23 protein-coding genes are annotated in these 26,869 nt (G+C 69.5%); 21 read left to right on the top strand and 2 right to left on the bottom strand.

Annotation, left to right across the window (positions count from 1 at the left end):
* Positions 1 to 149 precede the first annotated feature (149 nt).
* The 18 genes from Pph01_RS22355 to Pph01_RS22270 all read left to right on the top strand — a co-directional run bounded on the left by Pph01_RS22355 (position 150) and on the right by Pph01_RS22270 (position 22,562).
* Positions 150 to 1,433 carry a bifunctional folylpolyglutamate synthase/dihydrofolate synthase gene (locus Pph01_RS22355; RefSeq protein ID WP_204075098.1) on the top strand — a complete coding sequence of 428 codons (1,284 nt, stop codon included), beginning with the start codon at positions 150 to 152 and terminating at the stop codon, positions 1,431 to 1,433.
* Positions 1,434 to 1,465: 32 nt separating this feature from the next.
* On the top strand, positions 1,466 to 1,804 hold the full coding sequence (locus Pph01_RS22350; protein WP_204075073.1) for a DUF4233 domain-containing protein: 339 nt from the start codon (positions 1,466 to 1,468) through the stop codon (positions 1,802 to 1,804).
* Positions 1,805 to 1,815: 11 nt separating this feature from the next.
* Entirely contained in the window at positions 1,816 to 3,423 is a 1,608-nt protein-coding gene (locus tag Pph01_RS22345) for a hypothetical protein (protein WP_204075072.1), read from the top strand.
* A 161-nt stretch (positions 3,424 to 3,584) separates the two neighbouring features.
* Positions 3,585 to 3,995, top strand: coding sequence for a nucleoside-diphosphate kinase (ndk, locus tag Pph01_RS22340; protein WP_239116922.1), 411 nt, complete (start codon positions 3,585 to 3,587; stop codon positions 3,993 to 3,995).
* A 195-nt stretch (positions 3,996 to 4,190) separates the two neighbouring features.
* On the top strand, positions 4,191 to 5,222 hold the full coding sequence (locus tag Pph01_RS22335) for a rod shape-determining protein (protein ID WP_204075070.1): 1,032 nt from the start codon (positions 4,191 to 4,193) through the stop codon (positions 5,220 to 5,222).
* A gap of 12 nt (positions 5,223 to 5,234) precedes the next feature.
* On the top strand, positions 5,235 to 6,395 hold the full coding sequence (mreC, locus tag Pph01_RS22330) for a rod shape-determining protein MreC (RefSeq protein WP_204075069.1): 1,161 nt from the start codon (positions 5,235 to 5,237) through the stop codon (positions 6,393 to 6,395).
* A 5-nt stretch (positions 6,396 to 6,400) separates the two neighbouring features.
* The gene (gene mreD, locus Pph01_RS22325) at positions 6,401 to 6,916 is read left to right on the top strand and encodes a rod shape-determining protein MreD (protein ID WP_204075068.1); all 516 of its coding nucleotides are present in this window, start codon (positions 6,401 to 6,403) and stop codon (positions 6,914 to 6,916) included.
* The gene (mrdA, locus tag Pph01_RS22320) at positions 6,913 to 8,976 is read left to right on the top strand and encodes a penicillin-binding protein 2 (RefSeq protein ID WP_204075067.1); all 2,064 of its coding nucleotides are present in this window, start codon (positions 6,913 to 6,915) and stop codon (positions 8,974 to 8,976) included. Before mreD ends, mrdA begins: the two co-directional genes overlap by 4 nt.
* A 9-nt stretch (positions 8,977 to 8,985) precedes the next feature.
* Complete coding sequence (gene rodA / locus Pph01_RS22315) at positions 8,986 to 10,155, top strand: rod shape-determining protein RodA (protein ID WP_204075066.1); 1,170 nt, start codon at positions 8,986 to 8,988, stop codon at positions 10,153 to 10,155.
* Positions 10,156 to 10,233: 78 nt separating this feature from the next.
* Positions 10,234 to 12,156: a TIGR03960 family B12-binding radical SAM protein gene (locus Pph01_RS22310; RefSeq protein ID WP_204075065.1), complete on the top strand. Its 1,923-nt coding sequence runs from the start codon at positions 10,234 to 10,236 to the stop codon at positions 12,154 to 12,156.
* 171 nt (positions 12,157 to 12,327) lie between these two features.
* A complete protein-coding gene (locus Pph01_RS22305) occupies positions 12,328 to 13,059 on the top strand; it encodes a TIGR03936 family radical SAM-associated protein (protein WP_239116921.1) in 732 nt (243 codons plus the stop codon).
* A gap of 103 nt (positions 13,060 to 13,162) precedes the next feature.
* A complete protein-coding gene (locus Pph01_RS22300; RefSeq protein WP_204075063.1) occupies positions 13,163 to 16,129 on the top strand; it encodes a ribonuclease E/G in 2,967 nt (988 codons plus the stop codon).
* Positions 16,130 to 16,327: 198 nt separating this feature from the next.
* Positions 16,328 to 16,642: a 50S ribosomal protein L21 gene (rplU, locus tag Pph01_RS22295; protein ID WP_203884156.1), complete on the top strand. Its 315-nt coding sequence runs from the start codon at positions 16,328 to 16,330 to the stop codon at positions 16,640 to 16,642.
* A gap of 6 nt (positions 16,643 to 16,648) precedes the next feature.
* On the top strand, positions 16,649 to 16,906 hold the full coding sequence (gene rpmA, locus Pph01_RS22290) for a 50S ribosomal protein L27 (RefSeq protein ID WP_203884155.1): 258 nt from the start codon (positions 16,649 to 16,651) through the stop codon (positions 16,904 to 16,906).
* A gap of 81 nt (positions 16,907 to 16,987) precedes the next feature.
* Positions 16,988 to 18,340: a GTPase ObgE gene (gene obgE / locus Pph01_RS22285; RefSeq protein WP_204075062.1), complete on the top strand. Its 1,353-nt coding sequence runs from the start codon at positions 16,988 to 16,990 to the stop codon at positions 18,338 to 18,340.
* Between the two features lie 30 nt (positions 18,341 to 18,370).
* The gene (gene proB, locus Pph01_RS22280) at positions 18,371 to 19,492 is read left to right on the top strand and encodes a glutamate 5-kinase (protein ID WP_239116920.1); all 1,122 of its coding nucleotides are present in this window, start codon (positions 18,371 to 18,373) and stop codon (positions 19,490 to 19,492) included.
* Positions 19,493 to 19,506: 14 nt separating this feature from the next.
* On the top strand, positions 19,507 to 20,763 hold the full coding sequence (locus tag Pph01_RS22275; protein ID WP_239116919.1) for a glutamate-5-semialdehyde dehydrogenase: 1,257 nt from the start codon (positions 19,507 to 19,509) through the stop codon (positions 20,761 to 20,763).
* A gap of 65 nt (positions 20,764 to 20,828) precedes the next feature.
* Complete coding sequence (locus Pph01_RS22270; RefSeq protein ID WP_204075060.1) at positions 20,829 to 22,562, top strand: serine/threonine-protein kinase; 1,734 nt, start codon at positions 20,829 to 20,831, stop codon at positions 22,560 to 22,562.
* Positions 22,563 to 22,580: 18 nt separating this feature from the next.
* Here the strand turns inward: Pph01_RS22270 and Pph01_RS22265 are convergent, their stop codons facing one another.
* Positions 22,581 to 23,591: a M48 family metallopeptidase gene (locus Pph01_RS22265; protein ID WP_204075059.1), complete on the bottom strand. Its 1,011-nt coding sequence runs from the start codon at positions 23,589 to 23,591 to the stop codon at positions 22,581 to 22,583.
* 116 nt (positions 23,592 to 23,707) lie between these two features.
* On the opposite strand from Pph01_RS22265, the gene nadD reads away from it, so the two are divergent.
* A complete protein-coding gene (nadD, locus tag Pph01_RS22260; RefSeq protein WP_204075058.1) occupies positions 23,708 to 24,319 on the top strand; it encodes a nicotinate-nucleotide adenylyltransferase in 612 nt (203 codons plus the stop codon).
* Positions 24,320 to 24,444: 125 nt separating this feature from the next.
* Here nadD and Pph01_RS22255 read toward each other — a convergent pair whose 3' ends face one another.
* Entirely contained in the window at positions 24,445 to 25,140 is a 696-nt protein-coding gene (locus Pph01_RS22255; RefSeq protein WP_204075057.1) for a hypothetical protein, read from the bottom strand.
* Between the two features lie 220 nt (positions 25,141 to 25,360).
* On the opposite strand from Pph01_RS22255, the gene Pph01_RS22250 reads away from it, so the two are divergent.
* A complete protein-coding gene (locus Pph01_RS22250; protein WP_204075056.1) occupies positions 25,361 to 25,816 on the top strand; it encodes a hypothetical protein in 456 nt (151 codons plus the stop codon).
* A 404-nt stretch (positions 25,817 to 26,220) separates the two neighbouring features.
* The gene (locus tag Pph01_RS22245) at positions 26,221 to 26,778 is read left to right on the top strand and encodes a DinB family protein (RefSeq protein WP_204075055.1); all 558 of its coding nucleotides are present in this window, start codon (positions 26,221 to 26,223) and stop codon (positions 26,776 to 26,778) included.
* Positions 26,779 to 26,869 lie beyond the last annotated feature (91 nt).

The following is a 26,869-nucleotide window of genomic DNA, read 5'->3' as shown; positions in this document are numbered from 1 at the left end:
CCCCGCAGAAATCCAGCACACCCGGAATGATCGATCACCGGGAAATCCAAAGCGCGGTGAGAACCCGAAGACGCGGGTCGGGAGTCGCACCACGATGATCTGCCCGTAGGCTGACAACCGTGGAATACCGAGCCGTCGAGCAAGCGATCATGGATAGGGGAGTCGAGTGGGATTTCGATCCCACTCTCGACCGGGTCAGAGCCCTGATGGAGCTCCTCGGTGACCCCCAGAAGGCCTACCCCGTCATCCATATCGCCGGGACGAACGGCAAGACGAGCACCGCGCGGATGGTGGAGTCGCTGCTCCGGGCACGCAACCTCCGGGTCGGCCGCTACACCAGCCCGCACCTGAGCTCGATGAGGGAGCGCATCTCCGTCGACGGCGAGCCGCTGTCCGAGGAGCGCTTCACCGAGGTCTACCTGGATGTCGCTCCGTACCTGGAGATCATTGACGCCAAGACCGGCAGGCTCAGCTTCTTCGAGGTGCTGACCGCCATGGCGTTCGCCGCGTTCGCGGACGCTCCGGTCGACGTCGCCGTCATCGAGGCGGGCATGGGCGGCACCTGGGACGCCACGAACATCGCAGACGGGACCGTCGCCGTCGTCACGCCGATCTCGCTGGACCACACCGACTACCTGGGCCCGGACGTCGAGACGATCTCCGGGGAGAAGGCCGGCATCATCAAGCCGGGGGCGACGGCCGTACTCGGCCAGCAGCCGCTTCCCGCGGCCGAAGTCCTGATGAGGCGGGCGGCCGAGGTGGGCGCCACGGTGGCCAGGGAGGGCCTGGAGTTCGGCGTCCTGCACCGCGAGCTGGGCATGGGCGGACAGTTGCTTCAGCTCAGGGGCCTCAACGGGGTCTACGAAGACGTCTTCCTCCCGTTGTACGGCGAGCACCAGGCGGGCAACGCCGCCACGGCGCTCGCGGCGGTCGAGGCCCTGTCCGCCGGCGGTGACCCGCTCGGGGACGACATCGTGAGGCAGGGCTTCGCCGAGGTCACCAGCCCGGGACGGCTCGAGATCGTCAGGCGTGGCCCGACGGTGGTCGTCGACGCCGCGCACAACCCCGGCGGCATGGAGGCCACCGTGGACGGCCTGACCGAGTCGTTCGGCTTCACCCGCCTCGTCGCCGTCGTCGCGATGATGGCGGACAAGGACATCGACACCATCCTCGAACTGCTGGAGCCGGTCGCGGAGGAACTGGTGGTCACGCGGAACTCCTCGCCGCGCTCGATGGAGCCCGAGGACCTCGCGGCGCGGGCCGAGGGCGTGTTCGGCCCGGATCGGGTCCACATCGCCGAGCGCCTCGACGACGCGATCGACATCGCGGTGGGGCTCGCCGACCAGGGGGACGAGTTCGGCTCCGGCGTCCTGATCACGGGATCCGTCGTCACGGCGGGTGACGCCCGCGTGCTGCTGAAGGGCGGAAAGTGATCGCGGAGCAGCCGGAGACGAAGGAGGGCGGCATGTTCGAGGTGACGCCCGGGATGCGGCGGCTCGGCTCGAGCGTGCTCGGCATGGAGGCCATCGTGGTCGCGCTGACCACACCGGTCGCCATCGTCATCAACCACGTGCAACCGGCGCTCGCCGTTACGGTCGGGATCGGCCTGGCCATACTGTGCGTGGTGGTCGCGGGCATGCTCAAGCGACCCTCCGCCTACATCGCCGGCAGCGTCATCCAGGTTCTGGCCATCGCCACCGGCTTCCTGGTCACGGTGATGTTCTTCCTCGGGGCGATCTTCGCCGCTCTATGGATAACTGCCATCTTCGTCGCTCGCCGTGTCGAGGGGACGACTAAGCGCTAAAGTCGGCAACCATGGCCGTCCCTCCCATCCCGCAGGCTCGGACCGCTGTCATGGTCAAAGCGGTCCGCGTCCCCGTGCTCCTCGACGTCGTCGTCGGGCTGCTGACCGCGGTCGCGCTGCCCTTGGCGGTCGTCGCCATCCCCAACACCATCTCGATCGTGGCGGCTCTGCTGCCGCCCGACATCCCGCCCGTGTCGATGATGCGGGCGCATGGTCTGGCTCTGCCGGCGATGTTGCTGACGGTCCCGCTCGCGTCGATCGCCGTCCGGCGGTTCCGCACGGCGCCGGTGCTGGTCGCCGGGCTCACGCTGCTGGCACTGGCCGACGTCGCCGGGGGTTACGCGGAATCGGCCTGGCTCGTCGGCATTCTGCGGGTACTCCACGGGATCGGCGCCGGCATGCTCGTGCCCGGCACGCTCGCGGCCGTGCTCGAGCGCCCGCGAAAGAACGTCCTGCTGCCGATCTGGGCGGGCATGCTCGCGGCCAGCCTGCTCTCGGCGCAGGCCTTGGCGCTGTGGCCGCTCGACAAGGTCCAATCATGGCGGGTGACCCTGCAGCCGTATCCGCTGCTCACGGGGATCGCGCTCGCTCTGGCCGCCGCCTACCTCGTGCTCTGGCTGATCAGGGGCGACGCCGAGCGCGTCGCCGCGGCCGCGTCCGCCGACCAGGAGGGAGCGGACGCCGACGTCGCCGCCTCGGTCCAGGCCGGACCCGCGGAGGACGCGGGGAACAGGTCGGCGCGCGCGGAGCGGGTCAGGCTGGCACGTACGGCCCTGCCGTCGGCGGGCATCGCGGTCCTCGCGATCGGCATGACGTTCGACTGGTCGCCGAACCTCGTCGTCATCGCCGCGGCCCTCGCGCTCGTCGTGATGCTGGGGCTCGTCGCGACCGGGACGTTCGAGGAGCCCGGCGGGCGGACACTGGCCTTCGCCAACGTGGCGGTCGGGCTGGTCGTTCTGCCGACGGCCGCGCAGACCACCTATCTCGAGCTGGGCGGCGTCGGCGGCCCGGGACTGTCCGGGATCTGGCTGCCGTTCGTGCTGGCCGCCGTGACCGCCCTGCTGGCCGCGCTCCTGGCCGCCCGCGCCCCGCTGTCGATGGCCTTCCGGCTCACCAACGGCGGGCTGGCGGTGGTCGTGGCCGGTCTCTGCGCGATCAGGCTGCTCGTCCCGCAGCCGTACGGCCCGCCGCTCGTGGTGCCGTTCGTGCTGCTCGCCGCGGGCGCCGCCGTCGCGCTGGTCAGCGCGCTCAGGCTCGCAGGTCAGGGCTCGGCGCTCCTCGGGCTGTCGCTGTGCGTCCCCGCGGTGATGGCGGGCTTCCTCCTCGCCTCGGGGATCCAGTTCCTCCTTCTCCAGGAGGTCAGCCGTTCCAGCGATCCCAGCAGGCAGGCCGTCCTCGGCGGCTTCGTCGACGCGCTCCATACCGGTGCGCTGGCCGGGGGCTTCGTGGTGGTGGTCGTCATCGTCCTCGCGTCCGTCCTGGCACGCCGGGACGGGGCGTCAGGCGGCGTCTTCTCCCGAGGCGGCGCGGCACGGGGCGAGCAGGTCGTGATCCCCGCTCCGACGCCGTCGCCCGAGGGGGAGGACGGCGCGACCGGAGAGTCGCTGACGGACCGGTAAGCTGCCGTTGCGCCGGCCCCGCCGGAGCACCGAAGGCCTCGGACGACACGGCCGCCGCAGGATCCGGTCGTCCGGGGGCGGTCAGCCGCCGCCGAGGCCACCTGTGCACCCCGCGCGACCCGCGCACCATGTCACCGAGCACTCATACGAGGAGAGAATCCGTGTCCGAGCGTACGCTTGTCCTGATCAAGCCGGACGGTGTCCGTCGTGGCCTCATCGGCGACGTCATCGGCCGCATCGAGCGCAAGGGCCTCAAGATCGTGGCAATGGAGCTGCGCACGCTCGACGCCGAGACGGCGAAGGCCCACTATGCCGAGCACTCCGAGCGCCCCTTCTTCGGGGAACTCGTCACCTTCATCACCTCCGCGCCGCTCGTCGCGCTCGTCGTGGAGGGCCCCCGGGCGATCGAGGCGTTCCGTGGGCTCGCCGGCCTGACCGACCCGGTGAAGTCCGCCCCCGGCACCATCCGCGGCGACCACGCGCTGGAGATCGGCGAGAACATCGTGCACGGCTCCGACTCCCCGGAGTCCGCGGCCCGTGAGATCAAGATCTTCTTTCCGGACCGTTTCTAGTCCTTGCCGCGCCTGAGGCCCCGGCCTAAACCGGGGCCTCTGGTGTTTTCCCAGGTGGTGGCACATCCCTGGCCCGGGAAGCGCAGATTTTCCCCGTGCCTGATAGCTCGATGTGCCCAGTGATGGGTACATCGAGTTACGATTCGAGTGCGATGCGTTATCCCGCCAACCACCTGAAGGAAGGCTTCCTTCCGCATGGGCAGCAAGCTGACATTCCTGGGCCGTGACATGGCGGTTGACCTTGGCACGGCGAACACTCTGGTCTACGTGCGAGGGCGCGGAATCGTGCTCAACGAGCCGTCCGTCGTCGCCATAAACGTCACAACCGGCAAGATCGTGGCGGTCGGGATCGAAGCGAAGCGGATGATCGGGCGTACGCCCGGCAACATCGTCGCCATCCGTCCTTTGAGGGATGGCGTCATCGCGGACTTCGACGTGACCGAACGCATGCTGAGGTACTTCATCCAGAAAGTCCACAAGCGCCGGCACTTCGTCCGGCCCCGCATCATCGTGGCGGTTCCCAGCGGCATCACGGGAGTCGAGCAGCGCGCGGTGAAGGAAGCGGGATATCAGGCAGGAGCACGGCGGGTCTACATCATCGAGGAGCCCATGGCGGCCGCGATCGGTGCCGGCCTGCCCGTCCACGAGCCCACCGGCAACATGGTGGTGGACATCGGGGGCGGTACCACCGAGGTGGCGATCATCTCCATGGGAGGCATCGTCACGAGCCAGTCCATCCGCATCGCGGGCGACGAACTCGACGACGCCGTCATGTCCTTCGCCAAGAAGGAGTACTCCCTGATGCTGGGGGAGCGCACGGCGGAGGAAGTGAAGATCGCAATAGGGTCCGCGTACGCCCTGGGCGAGGATTTCCACGCCGAGATCCGCGGCAGGGACCTGGTGACCGGGCTGCCGAAGACGGTCGTCATCTCGGCCGAGGAAATTCGCAGGGCGACCGCCGAACCGGTCAACGTGATCATCGACGCGGTCAAGTCCACGCTCGACAAGTGCCCGCCGGAGCTCTCCGGCGACCTCATGGACAGGGGCATCGCCCTGACGGGCGGCGGTGCGCTGCTCAGGGGCATGGTCGATCGGCTCCGGGAGGAGACCGGCATGCCGGTCCACCTCGCGGACAACGCGCTCGACTCTGTCGCGCTCGGCTCCGGAAGGTGCGTCGAGGACTTCGAGGCGCTCCAGCAGGTCCTCGTCCAGGAGCCCCGCAACTAAGGAGAGCCGTTCATGAGAGACACCCGCCGCGCCCGTCTCGTGATCGGAGTCCTTCTGGCGGCCGCGTTGATCCTCATAACCGTGGATCACCGGGCCGCCAACGGGACCCTCCTTGCTCCAGTGCGCGACGTTGCGTCCTCGGTGTTCGGGAGGGTCGAAGGGGCGACTGCGACCGTCACCGGGCCGATCACCGGCTTCTTCAAGACGATCAGCAACGCGCCGGGCGCAGAGCGGGCCATCACCGCACTCCGCAAGGAGAACGCACAACTGAAGAGCGACCTCGACGCGCAGCGGCTGAACCGGGATCGGGTCATGAAGCTCGACCGGATGCTCGGACTGGCAGGTCTCGGCCGCTACCGGATCGTGCCCGCCCAGGTCGTCGCCCGCCGTGCCTCGCCCGGTTTCGAGGACGCCGTCGAGATCGACATCGGCACCGGCGACGGTGTGCGGACCGACATGACGGTGCTCAGCGGCGAGGGCCTGGTCGGCCGCGTCGTCCACGCGGGTCCGAGCACGTCGACCGTCGTCCTGCTCACCGATCCCGGCCTGGCGGCGGGAGCCCGGATGGAGGGCGGTAACGAGCTCGGCGTGGTGAACGGTCTCGGGGAGGCCGGAGGCAACGACAACCTCATCAAGTTCCGGATGCTCGACTCGTCGTCGCCGGTGCAGGTGGGGCGCAGGATCGTCTCCTTCGGCTCCCAGGGCAGCGCGCCGTACGTGCCGGGGGTGCCGATCGGGGTGATCGAGCGGGTGGACACCACGCCCGGCGAGCTCACCAGGACCGCCTACGCCAGGCCGTTCGCCGATTTCTCGTCGATCGACGTCGTGGGCGTGGTGACCGAGGCGCCCAAGCGTGATCCGCGTGACTCGGTGCTGCCGCCGGTTCCCAAGCCTCCCGCCTCACGTCAGGCGAAGCCCGCCGAGCGGACGCCCGCGTTGAGGCCGCCCGTGGCGGGGCCTGCGGAGACGAGCCAGGCCGAGACGCGGACGAGCGACCAGCAGCCCGCCGTGGCGGGACCGGACGTGAACACGGGGCAGTCCGAGCCTCCGCGTTCGGGGCATGAACCGCGAGGAGAGACTCGTCCCGCGGCCACGCCCGCGCCGGAGCGCGCGGCGCCGGGACAGCCAGGACAGGAAGCGGTGGATCAGCGGAGACAGGACAGGGGGGCCTGATCCTGATGGTTCGCAACCTCGTGGCGGCAGCGCTCATCGTCGCCGCCCTGGTGCTTCAGGTCGGCCTGGTGAACAGAGTGTCGCCAAGGATCGGCCCTGACCTGGTGCTTCTCGTGGTCCTCTCCCTGGCCGCGTTGCGCGGAGGCGCCGTTCCGGGGGCGGTGATCGGATTCTGCGGCGGTCTCGCCTACGATCTCCTGCCGCCCTCGGACCATGCGCTGGGCCAGTGGGCACTGGTGATGTGCGTCCTGGGCTACCTGGCGGGCCGTGCCGGCGGGCAGTTGCCGCTGCTCGTCGTGGCATTGTGCGCGGTCGTCGCGCCTGGCCTCGCGTCCGGGATCGGCGCGTTGCTCGGTGACCCGGGAGTCACCTGGTCCGTCCTCAGATCGGCGTGGCCCAAGGTCGCCGTGTGCAATCTTCTGCTGGCACCCGTGGTGCTCTGGGTGGTGAGGGCGGTACAGCCGAGGCGGCGGGCCAGAGGGTCGGAGTTCGTGACGGGCTATGGACGGGGGACGGCATGACACGGTTGAGGGGGCGGCTCTTCGTCCTGCAGGTGCTCGTCGTCGCATTGCTCGTGGTGCTGGTCGTGCGCCTCTGGCAGGTGCAGATGGTGCAGGGCAAGCAGTTCGTGGCGGTGGCCACGGAGACACGCACCCGCGAGGTGCGTGTGCCGGCCCTCCGGGGGGCCATCCTCGACTCGACCGGCCATCCACTCGTCCGCAACGTGCCCAGCCTGGTCGTCTCGATCGACCCGGCACGTTTTGAGCGGATGCCCGATGGCGGCGACTCCGTGCTCAGGAAACTCGCCGCGGTGCTGGGAGTGCAGTTCCAGGCGCTGAAGTTGCGGATCCGCCCCTGCGGGCCGGGGATCTCACGGCCGTGCTGGCCGGGCTCGCCGTACCAGCCGACTCCGGTCGCCGACCACGTCACCAGCCGCCAGGCGCTGCAGATCCTGGAACGCCAGGAGGACTTCCCCGGCGTGACCGCGGAGATCCAGGCCCTCCGCAGCTATCCGGACGGGAAGAACGCGGCGCAGATGCTCGGCTATCTCCAGCCCGTGACCAAGGAGGAGCTGGAGCGGCGTGAGGGACTCAAGGCCAGCTACTCGGGCGTCGACCTTATGGGCCGGGACGGGCTGGAGGCGCAGTACGACGCCGAGCTGCGGGGTCAGCCCGGTGTGCGCAGGGTCCAGGTCGACCGCATGGGCAAGACCATCGCGGTCCAGCAGCAGGCGGCGCCGACTCCCGGCGACATCCTGATCACCAGCATCGACGCGAAGGTCCAGGCGATCGTCGAGAAGGCGGTCTCCGACGCCATGCGGGACAACCCGCAGGCCGACAGCGCGGCGGGCGTGGTCCTGGACGTCAAGACCGGACGGGTCATCGCGATGGCGAGCAGGCCCACCTACGACCCGGCGGTCTGGACCGGCGGCATCGCCGAGAAGGACTACCGGCATCTGCTGTCCGACAAGTCCGGCAAGCCGTTGGTGTCGCGGGTGATCAAGGGCACGTACGCTCCCGGATCGACCTTCAAGATCAGCTCGGTCGCGGCGATGGTCGCCGACGGCCAGCCGCTGCACGGCACCTACGAGTGCCCGAGCGCCTACAACGTCGAAGGCCGGGCCTTCCCGAACGCCGGAGGCATGAGCCTGGGATCCATCTCCCTGCACACGGCGCTGGTGAAGTCGTGTGACACGGTCTTCTACCGTGCGGGCTATGAGGAGTGGCTGCGCGACGGAGGGAAGAAGGCCAAGTCGAAGGTCAAGGAGCCCATGGCGAACATGGCGCGCTCCTTCGGCTTCGGCAAGCCCACGGGTGTCGACCTGCCGGGCGAGTCGGCGGGCCTGATCCCCAACCGTGCCTGGAAGCGCGACCTGTGGAACGCCACCAAGGACCAGATGTGCCGGCGGGCCAAGACCGGCTACCCGGAGATCGAGGACCAGGCCCGCGCGGCGTTCTCCAAGCGGCTCGCCAACGAGAACTGCCTCGAGGGCTACATGCTCCACGCCTACGAGGCGGCCAACTTCTCCATCGGTCAGGGCGACGTGCAGGTCACCCCGCTCCAGCTCGCCAGGGCGTACGCCGCGCTCGTGGGTGACGGCAAGCTGCGCGCCCCGCGGGTCGGCTGGGCGCTGGTCAAGCCTGACGGCACGCTCGTCAAGGAGATCCCGGTTCCCGTGGTCGGCAAGCTGCCGATCAACACCGAGACCCGCGACTACATCCGCAAGGCGCTCAGCGAGGTGACCTCCGACGGCACCGCGGCGGGGGCGTTCGCCGGATTCCCGATGGGCGTGGTGAAGATCGGCGGCAAGACCGGAACGGCCGAGGTCTTCGGCAAGGCCGACACCTCGTGGTTCGCGTCGTTCGCTCCCGCCGACAACCCGCGCTTCGTGGCCGTCGTGCTCGTCTCCCAGGGTGGCTTCGGCGCTTCGGCGGCTGCTCCCGCCGTACGGCAGATCTGGGAGGGCATCTTCGGGCTCGGCAAGGGCGACGACGGCAAGGCCGTCAAGGCGGCGCTGCCCGACGGGAGGCCCGCCAGCCGTCTCCCGGTGATCAGGCCTGACGGCACGGTGGGCCGGTGAGGCGGCGCCATGCCTGAGGCGGTGAGGATCGGGAGACGGTCCCTCGTCAAGCGCACGGTCGGCCAGGGTTCGCCGATCTGGCGGATGGACGGCGTGCTGTTCGCGGCGATGATCGCCCTCAGCGTCATCGGGACGCTGCTGGTGTGGTCGTCCACCCGGACCTGGATCTCCAACGAGCCGACCGCGCTGGCCAAGAAGCACGTGCTCAACCTGTGCGTGGGCCTGGTGCTCTATTTCGTGATCGCCATGGCCGACTACCGCTGGTTGCGCACCTACGCGCCGCTCGTGTACGGCATCGCGATCCTGGCGCTCCTGCTCGTCATCACGCCCATGGGGTCGACGATCAACGGCCATCATTCGTGGATCATGGTCGGTGGCGGCTTCGCCATCCAGCCGGCTGAGCTGGCGAAGCCGGCGCTGATCGTCTTCATGGCCCGCCTGCTCGCGCGGCACCTCCAGGGGAAGAAGAAGGACCGGCCGCGGCCGCTCGACGTGGCGTTGTGCCTCGCCGCCGCGGGCGTCGCGGCGGTCCTCGTCATGCTCCAGCCCGACCTCGGCACCACGATGGTCCTGGCGGTGATCACCGCCGGGGTCATCGTGTTCGCGGGGCTGCGCAAGCGCTGGATCGCCCTGGCGACGGTCGCGGCCGTCGCCTGCGCGCAGGCGGTGTGGTCGCTCGGGCTCATGAAGCCCTACCAGGTGGCCCGGTTCACCGCGCTGATCAACCCCTCGAGCGACCCGCGCGGCGTCGGATACAACAGCACCCAGGCGCTGGTCGCGATCGGGTCGGGAGAGCTGTTCGGCAAGGGCCTGTTCCACGGAGGGCAGACCACCGGGCGTTTCGTGCCGGAGCAGCACACCGACTTCATCTTCACGGTGGCGGGCGAGGAGTTCGGCTTCGTGGGAACGGTCACGGTGGTGGCCCTGCTCGGGGTGATCCTGCTGCGCGGCCTCCGGATCGCGCGGATGTGCGAGGACCGCTTCGGCGCCCTCGTCGCCGGCGGGATCGTCACCTGGCTGGGGTTCCAGACCTTGGTCAACGTCGGCATGACGATCGGCATCATGCCGATCACCGGTGTGCCCCTGCCGTTCGTGTCCTACGGAGGCACGGCCGCGTTCGCCAACATGGCCTCGATGGGCATACTCCAGGCCATCCACATCCGGGAGAGATGGCACTGACGAAGTGCCGGAGCGGCTGCGGGCGACCCTGATCCGCGACCGATCCGGCGTGCCTCCCGGAGCCGATACCCTGGACGCATGTCTGTCGAGTCATTGTTTCCTCGCCTGGAAGCGCTCCTGCCCAAGGTGCAGAAGCCGATCCAGTACGTCGGGGGTGAGCTCAACTCGACGGTCAAGGACTGGGACGAGGCGACCGTTCGCTGGGCGCTGATGTACCCGGACGCCTACGAGGTCGGCCTGCCCAACCAGGGCGTGCAGATCCTCTACGAGATCCTCAACGAGCTGCCCGAGACGCTGGCCGAGCGCACCTACGCGGTCTGGCCCGATCTCGAGGCGCTGATGAGGTCGGAGGGCGTCCCGCAGTTCACCGTCGACGCGCACCGGCCGGTGCGCGCCTTCGACGTCCTCGGAGTGTCGTTCTCCACCGAGCTCGGCTACACCAACCTGCTGACGGCGCTCGATTTGGCGGGGATCCCGCTGGACGCGGTGGACCGGACCGATGACGACCCGATCGTGCTGGCCGGGGGCCACGCCGCCTTCAACCCCGAGCCGATCGCCGATTTCCTCGACGCCGCCGTGCTCGGCGACGGAGAGCAGATCGCGATCGCGATCTCCGAGGTCATCCGCGAGTGGAAGGGCGAGGGCGCTCCCGGCGGTCGCGACGAGCTGCTCATGCGCCTCGCCTCCACGGGAGGCGTATACGTCCCGAAGTTCTACGACGTCGAGTACCACCCGGACGGCCGCATCAAGCGCGTCGTCCCCAACCGTTCCGGCGTGCCCTCCCGTGTCTTCAAGCACACGGTGATGGACCTGGACGAGTGGCCCTACCCGAAGAAGCCGCTGGTCCCGCTCGCCGAGACCGTCCATGAGCGGTTCAGCGTGGAGATCTTCCGGGGCTGCACCCGGGGCTGCCGCTTCTGCCAGGCGGGGATGATCACCCGTCCGGTGCGCGAGCGGTCGATCACCACGATCGGCGACATGGTCGAGGCGGGCCTCAAGGAGTCCGGTTTCAGCGAGGTCGGCCTGCTTTCGTTGTCCAGCGCCGACCACTCCGAGATCGGCGAGGTCGCGAAGGGTCTCGCCGACCGGTACGAAGGCACCCAGACGGGTCTGTCGCTGCCCTCCACGCGGGTGGACGCGTTCAACATCGACCTCGCGAACGAGTTCTCCCGCAACGGCCGCAGGTCCGGGCTCACCTTCGCTCCCGAGGGCGGCTCCGAGCGCATGCGCAAGGTGATCAACAAGATGGTCACCGAAGAGGATCTGATCCGGACCGTCACCACGGCCTACAGCCAGGGGTGGCGGCAGGTGAAGCTCTACTTCATGTGCGGCCTGCCGACCGAGGAGGACATCGACGTCCTCGGCATCGCCGACCTGGCCAAGAAGGTCATCAAGGCGGGCCGGGAGGCGACCGGCTCCCGGGACGTGCGCTGCACGGTGTCCATCGGCGGGTTCGTGCCTAAGCCGCACACCCCGTTCCAGTGGGCCTCCCAGTGCGACCACGAGACGGTCGACCGTCGCCTGCGTGAACTCCGCGACGCCCTGCGGGGCGACAAGGAGTACGGCAGGGCGATCGGATACCGCTACCACGACGGCAAGCCGTCGATCGTGGAGGGCCTGCTGTCGCGCGGCGACCGCCGCGTCGGCTCGGTCATCCGCGCGGTCTGGGAGGACGGCGGCCGGTTCGACGGCTGGAGCGAGCACTTCTCCTACGACCGCTGGATGGCCGCCGCGGAACGCGGGTTCTCCGGCGAGCCCGTGGACGTCGACTGGTACACCACGCGGGAGCGCGAGGAGCACGAGGTGCTCCCCTGGGATCACCTCGACGCGGGTCTCGACCGTGAGTGGCTCTGGCAGGACTGGCAGGACGCCGTGAACGACGTCGAAGTCGAGGACTGCCGCTGGACGCCCTGCTACGACTGCGGTGTCTGCCCCACGATGGGGACGGAGATCCAGATCGGCCCGACCGGCAGGAAGTTGCTCCCGCTCACCGTGGTCTGAGGCTCCCGGGCCGGAATGCGGTCTTCGCACCGGCACGGGGGAGGCGCTCCCGCATCACCACAGGCCGCTCCGGCACCCGGCGCGGCCTATCCTGAAAGTCGATCGACCGAGATTCGGAAGGACGGCGGAACTCTGAAACCCGTTCCCGATGGGCCGGCACCCCCGCCCGTGGTGCAGCGCCTGCGCGTGCGCTACGCCAAGCGGGGCAGACTGCGCTTCACCAGCCACCGTGACATCTCCCGTGCCGTCGAAAGGGCGGTGCGGCGGTCAGGCATCCCGGTGGCGTACAGCGCGGGGTTCAGTCCCCATCCGAAGATCTCCTACGCGGGTGCCGCCCCCACCGGGGTGGCGAGCGAGGCCGAATACCTCGAGATCGGCCTGAGCAGCGCCTGCGACCTTGAGCGGGTCCGCGCCGACCTCGACGCCTCACTGCCGCCCGGACTGGACGTGCTCGAGGTGGTCGAGGCCCGTTCCGGGAGCCTGGCCGACCGGCTGGAGGCCTCGGTGTGGCGGCTGCGCCTGCCGGGGGCCGACGTGGCAGCGGCTGAGCAGGCGGTGAAGGAGTTCGAGGCGGCCGACCGTGTGGAGGTCGAACGCCTGACGAAGAAGGGAATGCGGCGGTTCGACGCCCGCGAAGCGGTGCGATCGGTGGCCGTCGTGAACGAGCAGGAGAGAACGGCAGGTCAGGAGCCAGGCCCGCCGTGTGTCATACTTCGTATGGTTGTCCGGCATGAAACACCTGCCGTTCGACCCGATGACGTACTCATGGGTCTGCGTCTCGTGGCAGGCTTCGCGCCGCCGTCACCTCCCGAGGTGACCAGGCTGGCGCAGGGGCCGCTCGACGCAACGACCGGTGAGCCCGGCGATCCGTTCGATGTCGAACGGGCAGACGGGGACCTATAAGACTTGCCGTCGCTGCCCCGCACAGGAGGCGGCGGCGGACGTGAGGACAAGAGCCTCCGCGCGGCGCGGAAACGTGCCCGGAGGCTGACGGGAGAGCGCCCGCATGCTCGAGAACGACCCTGCCGACGGGGCTGTGCGCCTTGACGGCGAAACGACGAACATCGGCCGAGAGCAGGACTCCAGGCCGGAAGACACGCCACAGGAGACCTTCGACGCACAGGTGACGCGTTCGGCGTCCACCGGCGCGCAGACTCTCGCGGCGAACGAGCCGTCCTCCGGGTCCGGAGTGACGCAGGTGACCAGTGGTGTCGTGGTGAGCTCGCCGCGCCGTCGCGCGGCGAGCCGGCCTGCCGGGCCGCCGCCCGAGCCGGACGAGACCGACGCCGGACCGGCGATCACCACCGCGGCTGCCGCGGCCCAGCCGCCTGCGGTCAGTCCCGAGGCACCCGCCGAGGTCGCGGAAAAGCCCAAGCGCGCCACCCGGCGCCGCACCTCCGCCAAGGCCGCGCCCGAGGAACCCCAGGTCTCCGGTGCCGACGAGGCCGCCACCGTGACCGGCGCGGGGGCCGAGACCGCCGCCCCGGCGGTCGCCGACGAGCCGGCCGAGGCCAAGCCGACGCGCCGGACCCGGACCAGGAAGCAGGCCGCTGAGCCGGCCGCGGCGGCCGAGACCGCTGCCGAGGAGGCGCCCACGACCAGGCGGCGCCGTACTCGCAAGAAGGACGAGAGCGTCTCCGAGCGGTCCAGTGCGATGAGCGCCGCCGAGGCCGAGGTGGCCGCCGCGCTCCGGCTGGGCCGGACCGACGAGCGGCCGCAGGCCGACGACCTGCTCGACGTCGAACCCCTTGACGATGAGCAGGCGCCGGTCGAGGACGCGGCCGCCGGCCTCACCGAGGAGGGGGACACCGGAGAGGACGCTCGCGAGGCGGACGACGCCCCGGCCGCCAACGCCAGGGTCGTCGCGGACCCGTTCGGGATGTCCGAGCGCGAGTCCGTGGTGCCCTCGGTGGCGTTCCAGCCTCCCGCGGCGATCTTCCAGCCGCTCTTCCAGGCTCCCGACCCGTTCGCGGCCGTGCCGGCCCGGCCCCAGCCCGCCGTACCGGCCGAGTGGCCGCAGGACCAGGACGAGGCGGAGGAGACGGACGAGGCGCAGGACGTCGTCGAGGACGAGGACGAGGACGGCGCCGACGGCGACGCCGACGGCTCGCACCGCAGGCGGCGCCGCCGCCGCGGAGGCCGCGGCAGGGGAACGCGCGCCAAGGACGCGGAGGAGGGCGAGGAGTCCGAGGCTGAGGCCGAGGAGACCCAGGCCTCCGCCGCCGAAGAGGACGACGAGCAGTCCGCGGAGGACGCCGACGGGGAGCAGGGCGGCTCGCGCCGTCGCCGCCGCCGTCGCCGCCGCGGGGGCGACGAGGCCGAGGCCACGGTCGACGATCCGCCGAACACGGTGGTCCGCATCCGCGCGCCCCGGGCCACGCGCAGCACCTCGGTCGACGAGGTCCAGAGCGTGCGCGGGTCGACCCGGCTCGAGGCCAAGAAGCAGCGCCGCCGTGAGGGGCGCGAGCTGGGCCGCCGACGCCCGCCGATCATCACCGAGTCTGAGTTCCTCGCCCGGCGCGAGTCGGTCGAGCGCGTCATGGTCGTCCGGCGCCGCCACGGCCGCACCCAGATCGCGGTGCTCGAGGACGGCGTGCTGGTCGAGCACTACGTCGACCGGGAGTCGAGCCAGTCGTACGTCGGGAACGTGTACCTGGGCAAGGTACAGAACGTGCTGCCCTCGATGGAGGCGGCGTTCGTCGACATCGGCAAGGGCCGCAACGCCGTGCTGTACGCCGGTGAGGTCAACTTCGACACCGCCGGCCTGGAGGGGCAGCCCAAGCGGATCGAGGCGGCGCTGAAGTCCGGCCAGTCCGTGCTGGTGCAGGTCACCAAGGACCCGATGGGCCACAAGGGCGCGCGCCTGACCTCCCAGGTCAGTCTTCCGGGCCGCTACCTGGTCTACGTGCCGGACGGCTCGATGACCGGGATCTCCAGGAAGCTCCCCGACAAGGAGCGGACGAGGCTCAAGCAGATCCTCCGCAAGGTCATGCCCGAGAACGCGGGCGTGATCGTCCGCACCGCCGCCGAGGGCGCCTCCGAGGAGGAGCTCAGCCGCGACGTCGCGAGGCTCTCCGCGCAGTGGGAGAACATCCAGGGCAAGGCCAAGTCGGCCAGCCCGCCCGAACTGCTCTCCGGCGAGCCCGACCTGACGGTCCGGGTCGTCCGCGACGTGTTCAACGAGGACTTCTCCTCGCTGGTCGTCGAGGGCGACGAGGTGTGGCAGACCGTGGACGAGTACGTCCGCTACGTCGCGCCCCATCTCGTGGAGCGGCTCACGAAGTGGGACGGCGAGGGCGACGCCTTCGCGGCCTACCGGGTGGACGAGCAGATCGCCAAGGGGCTCGACCGCAAGGTGTGGCTGCCCTCGGGCGGCTCCCTGGTGATCGACCGGACCGAGGCGATGACCGTCGTCGACGTCAACACCGGGAAGTTCACCGGTCAGGGCGGCAACCTGGAGGAGACGGTCACCCGCAACAACCTGGAGGCGGCGGAGGAGATCGTCCGCCAGCTCCGGCTGCGGGACATCGGTGGCATCATCGTCATCGACTTCATCGACATGGTGCTGGAAGGCAACCGTGACCTGGTGCTCCGGCGACTGCTGGAGTGCCTGGCCAGGGACCGGACCAAGCACCAGGTGGCGGAGGTCACCTCGCTGGGCCTGGTCCAGATGACCCGCAAGAGGGTCGGCCAGGGCCTGCTGGAGGCCTTCTCCACGCCCTGTGAGTGCTGCAACGGCCGCGGCCTGATCCTTTCCACCGACCCGGTGGAGGCCAAGCCGGAGCCGCGCGGCACGCAGGGCAAGATGGCCATCGAGAAGACCGTGGCCGAAAAGCTCGGGGCGAGCGAGAGCGCGGTCGTCGCGGCCTCCGCCAACGGACGGGACAGCGTCACCGACGCCCTGGCCGACGACGACACTCCGCCCGCCCACTCGCGGGGGCGTCGCCGCTCCCGCAGGAAGCAGGCCGAATAAGCCGCTCCGCGGTAAGTTCGCCTGTCCGGTGTTCCGCCCGGTTCGACCTGGGTGCCGCCAATCCGGTACCCTAGTCATCCGGTGCGCCCGCTGGCGCGCCTGGCTTTGCGCGCCCGCTCGGATCGCCGGTCGTAGTCATCGACAGCAGCTGGATGCGGGGCGCGCATCTACGCATTTAGCCAGAAGAAGGGTTCCGCGGTGTACGCGATCGTTCGTTGCGGCGGCAGGCAGCAGAAGGTCTCCGTCGGGGACGTCCTCGAGGTGGACAAGGTCGCCGGCGAGGTGGGTTCCTCGGTGGCGCTGCCGGCGCTCCTCGTCGTCAACGACGGCGATGTCACCACCGATGCCGCCACGCTTGGCAAGTTCCAGGTGACCGCCGAGATTCTCGGTGAGACCAAGGGCCCCAAGATCCGCATCCTCAAGTACAAGAACAAGACCGGTTACAAGAAGCGCCAGGGTCACCGTCAGCGGTACACCCAGGTGAAGGTAACCGGCATCAACCCCGGGAAGTAGTGAATCATGGCACACAAGAAGGGCGCCTCGTCCACCCGGAACGGCCGTGACTCGAACGCTCAGCGGCTCGGTGTCAAGCGCTTCGGTGGCCAGCTCGTGAACGCAGGCGAGATCATCGTCCGCCAGCGTGGCACGCACTTCCACCCGGGTGACAACGTCGGCCGTGGTGGCGACGACACGCTGTTCGCGCTGGCCGCGGGCCACGTGCAGTTCGGGACCAAGCGCGGTCGTCGCGCAGTCAGCATCATCCCGATCGCGGAGTAGATCCGCCCGGGACAAACGTTGCAGATGAGGCGGACCGAGCACTCGGTCCGCCTCATCGTTTTTTATAGGGGGAAGCGGCTGATGGCCGATTTCGTGGACTACGTCGTCCTGCACGCCAAGGCGGGTGACGGCGGAAACGGCTGCGCCTCCGTCCATCGCGAGAAGTTCAAGCCGCTCGGCGGCCCGGACGGCGGCAACGGCGGACGGGGAGGCGATGTGATCCTGGAGGTGGATCCCAACGTCTCCACGCTTCTCGAGTATCACCACCGGCCCCACCGCCACGCCGGCAACGGCAAGCAGGGCATGGGCTCCGACCGGGACGGCGCCAACGGCGAGGACATCGTCCTGCCGGTCCCCAACGGCACCGTGGTGAAGGACGCCAGGACGGGCGAGGTCCTGGTCGACCTCGTCGGCGCGGGGACCCGCTACGTCGCCGCCCAGGGCGGTTTCGGGGGTCTCGGCAACGCCGCGCTGGCCAACGCCAAGCGCAAGGCCCCGGGGTTCGCGCTGCTCGGCGAGCCGGGTGACGGGGCGGAGATCGCGCTGGAGCTGAAGACCATCGCCGACGTGGCGCTGGTCGGCTTCCCCAACGCCGGCAAGTCGTCGCTCGTCGCGTCGCTCTCGGCGGCCCGGCCGAAGATCGCGGACTATCCGTTCACCACGTTGATCCCCAACCTCGGCGTGGTCACGGCCGGAGAGACGGTCTTCACGGTCGCCGACGTGCCGGGACTCATCCCCGGCGCCTCCCAGGGCAAGGGACTCGGGCACGAGTTCCTCCGCCACGTGGAGCGCTGCTCGACGATCGTGCATGTCCTCGACTGCGCCACCATCGAGCCCGGGCGTGACCCGCTCACCGACTTCGACGTGATCGAGGCGGAGCTGGCGGCCTACGGCGAGCTGCAGGACCGGCCCCGTATGGTCGTGCTCAACAAGGTGGACGTCCCCGACGGCCGGGACCTCGCGGACATCGTCCGGCCCCTCCTGGAGGAGCGGGGCCTGCGGGTCTTCGAGATCTCCGCGGCCACCCACGAGGGCCTCCGGCCGCTGACCTTCGCGATGGGGGAGATGGTGGCCCGGGCCCGGGCGCAGGCCCCGGTCGAGGAGCCGACCCGTCTGGTCATCCGGCCGAAGCAGCTCGGCGAGACCGGCTTCGCCGTCCGGCGGGTCGACGAGAACACCTTCCAGGTGACCGGTGAGAAGCCGGAGCGCTGGATCCGCCAGACCGATTTCACCAACGACGAGGCCGTCGGCTACCTGGCCGACCGCCTGGAGCGGCTCGGTGTCGAGGAGGCGCTGATCGAGGCGGGGGCGCAGGTGGGCGCGGAGGTCGTGATCGGCCCGATGGAGGGCGGCTACCTCTTCGACTGGCAGCCCTCCGAGGGGACCCAGAGCAGGGTGGGCGGTCCCCGGGGCACGGACAACAGATTGATGTAGGTCAACGGGCTCGACGGGCGAAGGAGCGGCGTGGCAGGCAGGGAGCGGATCCGGGAGGCTTCGCGGCTGGTCGTCAAGGTGGGGTCGTCCTCCCTGACGACCCCGCAGGGCATGATCGACGTGGACCGCGTCGACGCGCTCGTCGACGTGCTCGGCGCGCGCCGTCAGGCCGGCACGCAGCTCGTGCTGGTCTCCTCGGGCGCGATCGCCGCCGGTCTCGGACCGCTCGGCCTCCGGGCCCGGCCCAAGGACCTCGCCACCCAGCAGGCCGCGGCCTCGGTGGGGCAGGGCGTGCTGATCGCCCGTTACACGTCCTCCTTCGCCCGGTACGGCCTGCGGGTCGGGCAGGTGTTGCTGACCGCCGACGACATGATGCGACGGTCGCACCACCGCAACGCCCAACGGACGCTGACGAGGCTCCTGGAGCTCGGCATCGTCCCCGTGGTCAACGAGAACGACACCGTGGCCACCGACGAGATCCGCTTCGGCGACAACGACCGGCTGGCCGCCCTGGTGGCCCATCTCATCCACGCGGACGCGATGGTGCTCCTTTCTGACGTGGACGCCCTCTACGACGGCGACCCGCGCAGGGAGGGCGCCACGCGGATCGCCGAGGTCCGCGGGGCCGACGACCTCGACGGCGTGGAGCTCGGCACGTCGGGGCGGGTCGGGACCGGCGGCATGATCACGAAGGTGCAGGCGGCCAGGATCGCCACGGGCGCCGGCGTCCCCGTGGTGCTCACCGCGGCGGCCCACGCGGCGCAAGCCCTGACCGGCGCCGACGTCGGCACGTACTTCCACCCTGGGGGCCGGCACCCGGGCACTCGACTCCTGTGGCTCGCCCATGCCGCCACCGGCCGGGGCCGGCTGCACCTGGACGCCGGAGCGGTCGACGCCGTGGTGGGCCGGCGTATGTCCCTGCTGCCCGCCGGCGTGGTCAAGGTCGAGGGCGACTTCGCCGCCGGCGATCCCGTCGACCTGTACGGCCCTCAGGGCAGCCCGGTGGCCAGGGGCCTGGTCAACTACGACGCCGCCGAGATCCCCGAACTGCTGGGCCGCTCCACGCGTGAGCTGGCGAGCACGCTCGGGCCGGAGTACGAGCGAGAGCTGATCCATCGGGACGACATCGTCATATTGGAGCCGGAGAAGTGATGGAGCGCGAGACCATGACTGAGGCAGAGGAATTCCTGGCGGTCGCCCGCGCGGCCAAGGACGCCACGACCGTGCTCGCGCCGCTGCCGCGAGCCCCCAAGGACGCGGCCCTGCACGCGATCGCCGACGCGCTGGTCGCCGCGACGGGCGAGATCGTCACGGCCAACGCCGCCGACGTCGAGCGGGCCCGGCGCAACGGCACGTCCGAGTCGATGATCGACCGGCTCAGGCTCGACGCGGGACGGGTGGAGAAGATCGCGGCAGCCGTACGGCAGGTGGCCGACCTGCCCGACCCGATCGGCGAGGTCGTGCGGGGGAGCACGCTGCCGAACGGGCTCGAGTTGCGTCAGGTCCGGGTCCCGCTGGGCGTCATTGGGATCATCTACGAGGGCCGGCCGAATGTGACCGTCGACGCGGCCGTGTTGTGCCTGAAGAGCGGCAACGCGGTGCTGCTTCGGGGTTCCTCCAGCGCCCACTCCTCCAACACCGTGCTCGTGCGGATCATGCAGGAGGCGCTGGAGGGGACCGAGGTGCCGGCGGGAGCCGTACAGCTCGTGCCGGGCGTGACCCGCGAGTCGGTCAAGCACCTGCTGCGCGCCCGCGGGCTGGTCGACGTGCTCATCCCGCGCGGCGGAGCCTCGCTGATCAAGAGCGTCGTGGAGGAGTCGGCCGTCCCGGTGATCGAGACCGGTGTGGGCAACTGCCACGTCTACGTGGACGTCGACGCCGACGTCGATATGGCCCTCAAGATCCTGATCAACGCCAAGGCGCAGCGCCCGTCGGTGTGCAACGCGGCCGAGACGTTCCTGGTGCACGCGGACATCGCCGACGCGTTCGTGCCGAAGGCGCTGGCGGCGCTCAAGGACGTGGGCGTGACCGTACACGGGGACGAGCGCATCCGCTCCTACGGCGCTGACGTCGAGCCCGCGACCGAGGACGACTTCACCGTGGAGTACGTCTCGCTGGACATCGCGGCGGCGGTCGTCGACTCGCTCGACGAGGCGGTGGCGCACATCAGGCGGTACGGCTCGGCGCACACCGACGCGATCGTCACGCGCTCCCAGGCGGCCGCACGGCGGTTCGTGGCCACCGTGGACTCGGCGGCCGTGGCGGTGAACGCCTCGACGCGGTTCACCGACGGCGGCGAGTTCGGTTTCGGCGCGGAGATCGGGATCTCCACCCAGAAGTTGCACGCGCGCGGCCCGATGGGCCTGCCCGAGCTCACGTCCACCAAGTGGATCTACACCGGCGACGGGCACGTGCGTCTCTAGAGTCTCTTGCGAAGCGGCGCGCCTCCGGGGAAATGTCGGAGGCGCCCGCTATGCTCGGCGCTCAAATGTCTGGACGTCTCGGGCGGGTCGGCCCGTACACGCTCCTGGAGCGCCTGGGCCGAGGCGGGATGGGCGAGGTCTACCTCGCCGCCAACCGCCGGGGAGAGCATGTCGCGGTCAAGATGCTCCGCGAGCCGATAGAGGCCGACTCCGACGCGCGATTACGCCTCGACCGGGAGATCCGCGCGTTGCGCAGGGTCGAAAGCCCCTACGTGGCCGAGGTGATCGACGCCGATCTCTCCGGTGACCGGCCCTACCTCGTGATGGAGTACATCGAGGGCGAGACCCTGCTCGAGGCCGTCCAGCGGGGCGGCGCCATGGAGGAATCCGCCCTGATCCCCCTGGCTCAGGGGCTGGCCGCCGCTCTGGCGATCATCCACGCGGGCGGGGTGGTGCACCGCGATCTCAAGCCCACCAACGTGCTCGTGCGCGAAGACGAGCCGGTGCTGATCGACTTCGGGATCGCCCAGGTGCTCGACGCCACCCGGCTGACCGTGACGGGGACCTTTCTCGGCACCCCCGGTTACGCCGCACCGGAGTTGTTCGCCGACGAGGCGGTGGGGGAGCCCGCCGACGTGCACGCCTGGGCCGCCACCGTGGCCTTCGCGGCCACCGGCCGGCATACGTTCGGGCGGGGGACCGTCCAGTCCCAGATGTACGCCGTCCTCAACGGAAAGGCCGATCTGGCGGGCGTTCCGGCCTCCCTGCTGCCGCTCGTCCGGGCGGCGCTCCACCGTGACCCGGCCAAGCGTCCGACCGCGGCGCTGTTGTCCGACCGGCTGGCCAGACTCGCCCGCGTCTCCGGCGACACCCCCCGTGGTACGGCCACGCGGGGCCGTACCGGAGCGGGCAAGGCGGTGACGGACCCGGACGCTCCCGCCGAGGTGGAGGAGCAGGAGGCGCCGGCCGGCAAGGGGGGAGGCCGCAGGGGCCGCTCGAAGAACGGCGGGGTTGCGAAGGCCACGGGGATGAACGGCGGGCCCCAGAGCGGCTCCGCGGGCGGTTCGTCGAACGGCTCCGCCGGTGGCGGCGCGGTGGGAGGCGGCACGGCGACCGCGAGTTCGGCCGGTGGCGGCGCGGCCGGCGGGGGCGCGGCGGGGTCCAAGAACGGCAAGGGAGCCAGAACGGGAAACGGCGCCGCGTCGGCCCGGCGGCCGAAGCAGGGCGACAGGGCCGAAACTGCCCTGGCCGCCGAGGCGCCCGTCGCCGCGACGAGCGCCGGCATCCCCACAGGCGGCACGGTCCTGCTCGCGCTGGGGCTGCTCGGTGTGCCGTGCGTGGTGGTGTCGGTGGTCGAGCCGCTGGCCACGTTCGCGATCAGCGGAGCCTTCGCGGTAGTGACCAGGGCCGCCTGGGTGACCCATTGGATCGTGCGCAACCGCAGGTCCCCGCGTACGCGGGGATACCTGGGGGTGCTCAGCTATCCGGTGACGCTGGCGGGCTCACTGGCGACCGGCGTCTTATGGCCGGGGGTGCCCGCGGCCGCCGCGGCCCTCCTCGCGCTCTGGCTGACCGCCGGGACGCACCTGGAGGACCGGTGGTGGACTCAGGTCGCTCCCGTCACCGTCGCCGGCGTCGTGTTCGGCGTCGTCGTCGGCGGGATCATCGGGCGGGAGATCGAGCGGATGGGCTCGAGGATGCCCGCGCTCAGGCGGGAACCGCTGCGGGCGATGGCCGTGTTCGGCGGGTTCGTCGCGCTGTGCGCGGGAGCCGTACAGGCGGTGTCCCTGTTCTTCTAGCCCTTCAGGGGCTCCCGGCTAGTTCTCCCTGCGCGCGAACCTGTTGAAGATGCGCTCGCCCGCGTGGACGGCGCCTTCCGCCACGTCGCGCAGGACGCCGATGAAGGGATCCTGCGACTGGGCCCAGGACTCGCGGTAGGAGTTCGCCGCGGCCTTGATCTCCTCGGTGATCTTCGTGTTGGCGTCGTCCTCCCGGCGAGGGTAGGTGCCTGCGAGGATGGTGTCGTAGCTGCCCGAACGCCGCCAGCGGTCGAGCTCGGCGACCCGGGTGACCGCGAACGGGTGGGTGGTGCCGAGGAGGTTGAGGACCTTCAGCAGGCCGTCGCGCACGTCGCCGGCGGTGTCGTACTCCCTGGCCTGGTCGAGGAAGGCCTCGATGTTCATCTCGTGGAGGCGCGAGCCGCCGGCCAGCTTCATGAGCGCCCGCAGCGCCGCCTCCGGGTCCTGCCCGGCGAGCAGCCCGCCCCGGTCGGCCGACATCTCCGCCTTGCGCTGCCACTCCTCGAGGGCCGCGACGATCACGCGAAGGCCGATGTAGCCGAGCGGGATCCAGGCCACCCTGGTGGCGAGACGGGTGAGGACGGCGAGCATGGTGCCGTAGACCGCGTGACCGGAAAGGATGTGAGAGGTCTCGTGCCCCACGACGAACCGGAGCTCCGCCTCGTCCATGAGATCGAGCAGGCCGGTCGACACGATGATGAACGGCTCGTCGAAACCGACCGCCATGGCGTACGCCTTCGGGTCCTGCTGCACGTAGATCTCCGGGATCCGGTGCAGGTCGAGGATGTAGGCGCTGTCGCGGCCCATGTCGTAGAGCGCGCGGAACTGGGTCTCGTCGGTGCGAACCGCGGACGCCAGGAACATCAGGCGCAGGCGGCGCTCGCTGAACAGGCCTGACATGCGCTTCAGCACCGAGTCGAACCCGCTGAGTGAACGCATCGCCACCAACGCCGAGCGGTCGGCGGGGTGTTCGTACGCTCGGGAGCTGATGCCGGGCAGCTGCACGCGATTGCGATCCGGAGTGGTCATGTCCGCATGCTATGCCTCACCGGCGGGCCGCGCGCGGGGCGGCGGGCTCCCGGCTGAGCGCTCTGAGAGAGGGGTGGTGTCCGATTACTCCCGGTATGCAGGTTAGGGTCCGTCCCATGAGAAATGGGGCTCCGACGCGGCGTCTCGGCATCATGGGCGGCACCTTCGACCCGATCCATCACGGGCACCTGGTGGCCGCCAGCGAGGTCGCGCATCACTTCGATCTGGACGAGGTGGTGTTCGTTCCGACCGGCCAGCCATGGCAGAAGGCCGACAAGACGGTCTCCGCGGCCGAGGACCGCTACCTCATGACGGTGATCGCGACGGCGTCCAATCCGCGCTTCTCCGTCAGCAGGGTCGACATCGACCGCCCTGGCCCCACCTACACCATCGACACGCTGCGTGACGTCGGAGCGGCGTACGGGCCGGACGTGGAGCTTTACTTCATCACGGGCGCCGACGCGCTCGCCCAGATCCTGAGCTGGCGGGACGTCGAGGAACTGTTCACGATCGCCCACTTCGTCGGCTGCACCAGGCCCGGCCACACCCTCCAGGATCCCGGCCTGCCCGACGGCAAGGTCAGCCTCATCGAGATCCCCGCCCTGTCGATCAGCTCATCGGAGTGCCGCGAGCGTGTCGCGGACGGCCAGCCGATCTGGTACCTGGTCCCGGACGGCATCGTGCAGTACATCAACAAGCGCGGCCTCTACCGCGACACGGGTCACTGACGAGCACGGACCTCACCCGCTCTCCATCGGAGGGCACGTCGAGGGCACATCAGCGAAGATCGCATCAACGGCGGCGCGCGCCCGATCATCGGCGTCAGGCCACAGGTGCGCATAGAGGTTCAGCGTCACGCTGGTTGAGAATAAGTGCTAACACCGACGTACGCGGTGCAGGACGACGGTTTGCCGCTGGTGAAGAGATCCGCCTCCACAATGGTGTCACCGGAGGGAGGGAGATACATGGGGGACGAGTTGCCGCCTCCGATGATCTTCTTTGCCTTGTTGTAGCAGACGACCTCTACGCGCGGCTGCTTGAGTGGCTCTGGCTTCGGGTTGGTCACCCAAATACTGGTGTGCCATCCCCGGTACAGCTTCACCAGCTCGACCGAGTCAACGGTGACCTCAGGGAACGGTTCTGACGGGACGGTGCCGTCTTCGACCGATAGCGTCGCATCAACAGAGGCTGCCTTCTTGTGCTCGGGGAGGTAGACGTTTACTCCAACCGGCATCTTTTCTCCGACATGAGCGAAGTGCTCCACCTCCGACTCGCGCGCAAGAACGTTCCCGGCTGCGTCTTTGATGTTGAACTGAACCGTGACCTTCTGTCCAACGGTGTCGGATGTGTTCTGCACGATCGCGATCGCATGCATGCCTTCGGCCTGCTGGCCGAAGCCCGTCTCTAAGATCGAGCCGGCAGATTTCGCAGCATTGATCCGCGTGGCGTCGGGAGCAGAGGAAGCCGGCTCCGCTTTGCCGGCTCCCCCTTTACACGCAGTTAGGCACAGTAACGAGCATGCAACAAGCGTGGCGATCCGCAGTTTCATCGAGGGATCCATTCAAAAGATCACTGAGGCGCTGAGAACATAGCGCACTGCCTATGGGAAGTCCCTCTCCAGTGCTTGAGAGATGAGCTCAACAGATCCCGATCGGCTTAGCTGTCACACGTTTTCATTCGTGGTCAAGCCGCCTTCGGCGGAGAGCGGTCGCCGAGGGACTTGCTCGCCCACCTCCAGGTGTTTTCCCGATTTCACCTATCCTCTCCACATGCCAAATGTGGATCTTCCGGCGCTCTACGCCGAATTCGAGTCTCGGGTGTTTCCCGAGTCATTGACCGTCTGGGAGCACGGCGACCTGACCGTGACCAGCAACTCCGCTGGCCATGCGATCGTCCTCGCGGAGTCCGAGGAGTTCTGGGAGGACGACGACGGATCAGCAGCCGAGGCGGCCTGGGCGCGCCTGGAATCGTTGTGCCGAGAGTATGAGGTCGCAGCCACAGCCGCCTGGGGCGACCCTCATAGGGCGGACATCACGCATCGGCTCGCTCAGGATGAGTCATCACCCTTGGCCGAGCTGCTGCTTGAGCACGGAACCGTCGAGGTCGTCTGTTGGGATCGAGGCGAGCGCGCGGTCGGTCTGTCCGTCGGTCAGATGGACAAGGAAACGGCGATCCAGGTTGTCGCGTATGTAGTGGCCGACTGGAGCGGTGAGGGGAGAAGGTAGCTCGGAGAGGAGACAGCTCGACGATCCAGGAGGCGGCTCGTGGGGGGACAGCACGCCGGGAGATGGATTGGATCGGTGGAGGAGCTGTTTGGTGAGCTGCTTCCGGGACACCGTAGGAGTCGATCGAGGGGATTGCACAGCGCTGCCCAGGTCGTCATCACGGCCCGTATTCACGAGCGGGCACGGACACCAGGTCTACCTGTTGGCCGCGCGCCCGCCCACCGGCGGGCTGCGGCCTCTTCGGCCGGTCCCGCCGGCGGCGGCGCACCACGTCGACAAACGGCGTGAGCATCAGATTGACAGCCCGAACCCGCTGACCATGAGTGCAGGAATCGTTAATCACTTGTCGGCCGCTGTGCGCATCGCCAATGATTGCGGCCATGGCTACGACACGACGAGCCGACATGTTCACCGCGGACGGCAAGCCGTCTGACGACGACCCGCGTGAGAACGGACCAACGTTGGGCGACGAGCGCATCACGCTGGTCGAAGCCCTGCGCTGTGCACGCCTCACATTAGAGATGAAATGCTCAGGTCTTGATGCGGAGGCTATGGCGCGGCGTTCCATTGAGCCGTCGACGATGTCGCTCCTGGGGTTGGTGCGCCACCTGGCCGAGGTAGAGCGTGCGACGTTCCGGGTGCTGATGGCGGGACAGGACGTTCCCCGGCTGTTCTGCTCCGACGCCGACCGTGACGGTGATTTCGATGGTGCTGTTCCCGACCCTCAGGTGGTGGCGGAGGCGTGGGACGCATGGCGTGCGGAGGTGGACTTCGCCGAGCGGTTTGTGGCCGAGGCGCCCAGTCTCGACATGACCGGCGACGATCCCCTGAATCAGCATGGCAGCGGTGGAGGGGCGATGTCGCTGCGCGAGGTGCTGGTCGGAACGATCTGGGAGTATGGCCGCCACATGGGTCACGTCGACCTGTTGCGCGAGCGGATCGACGGACGCATAGGCCAGTAATGAACGACAAGGCGCAGGACTCCGGTATATGAAGGTGGTCCTAGTACAGATCAACCTCACAGGAGCCTTGCGCAACAGCAGGTCCCGCAAC

The organism is Planotetraspora phitsanulokensis, assembly GCF_016863295.1.
In the GTDB taxonomy this organism is placed as follows: domain Bacteria; phylum Actinomycetota; class Actinomycetes; order Streptosporangiales; family Streptosporangiaceae; genus Planotetraspora; species Planotetraspora phitsanulokensis.
Note: the sequence above shows the minus strand (reverse complement) of the source record. Positions and strands in the feature narration are given on the sequence as shown.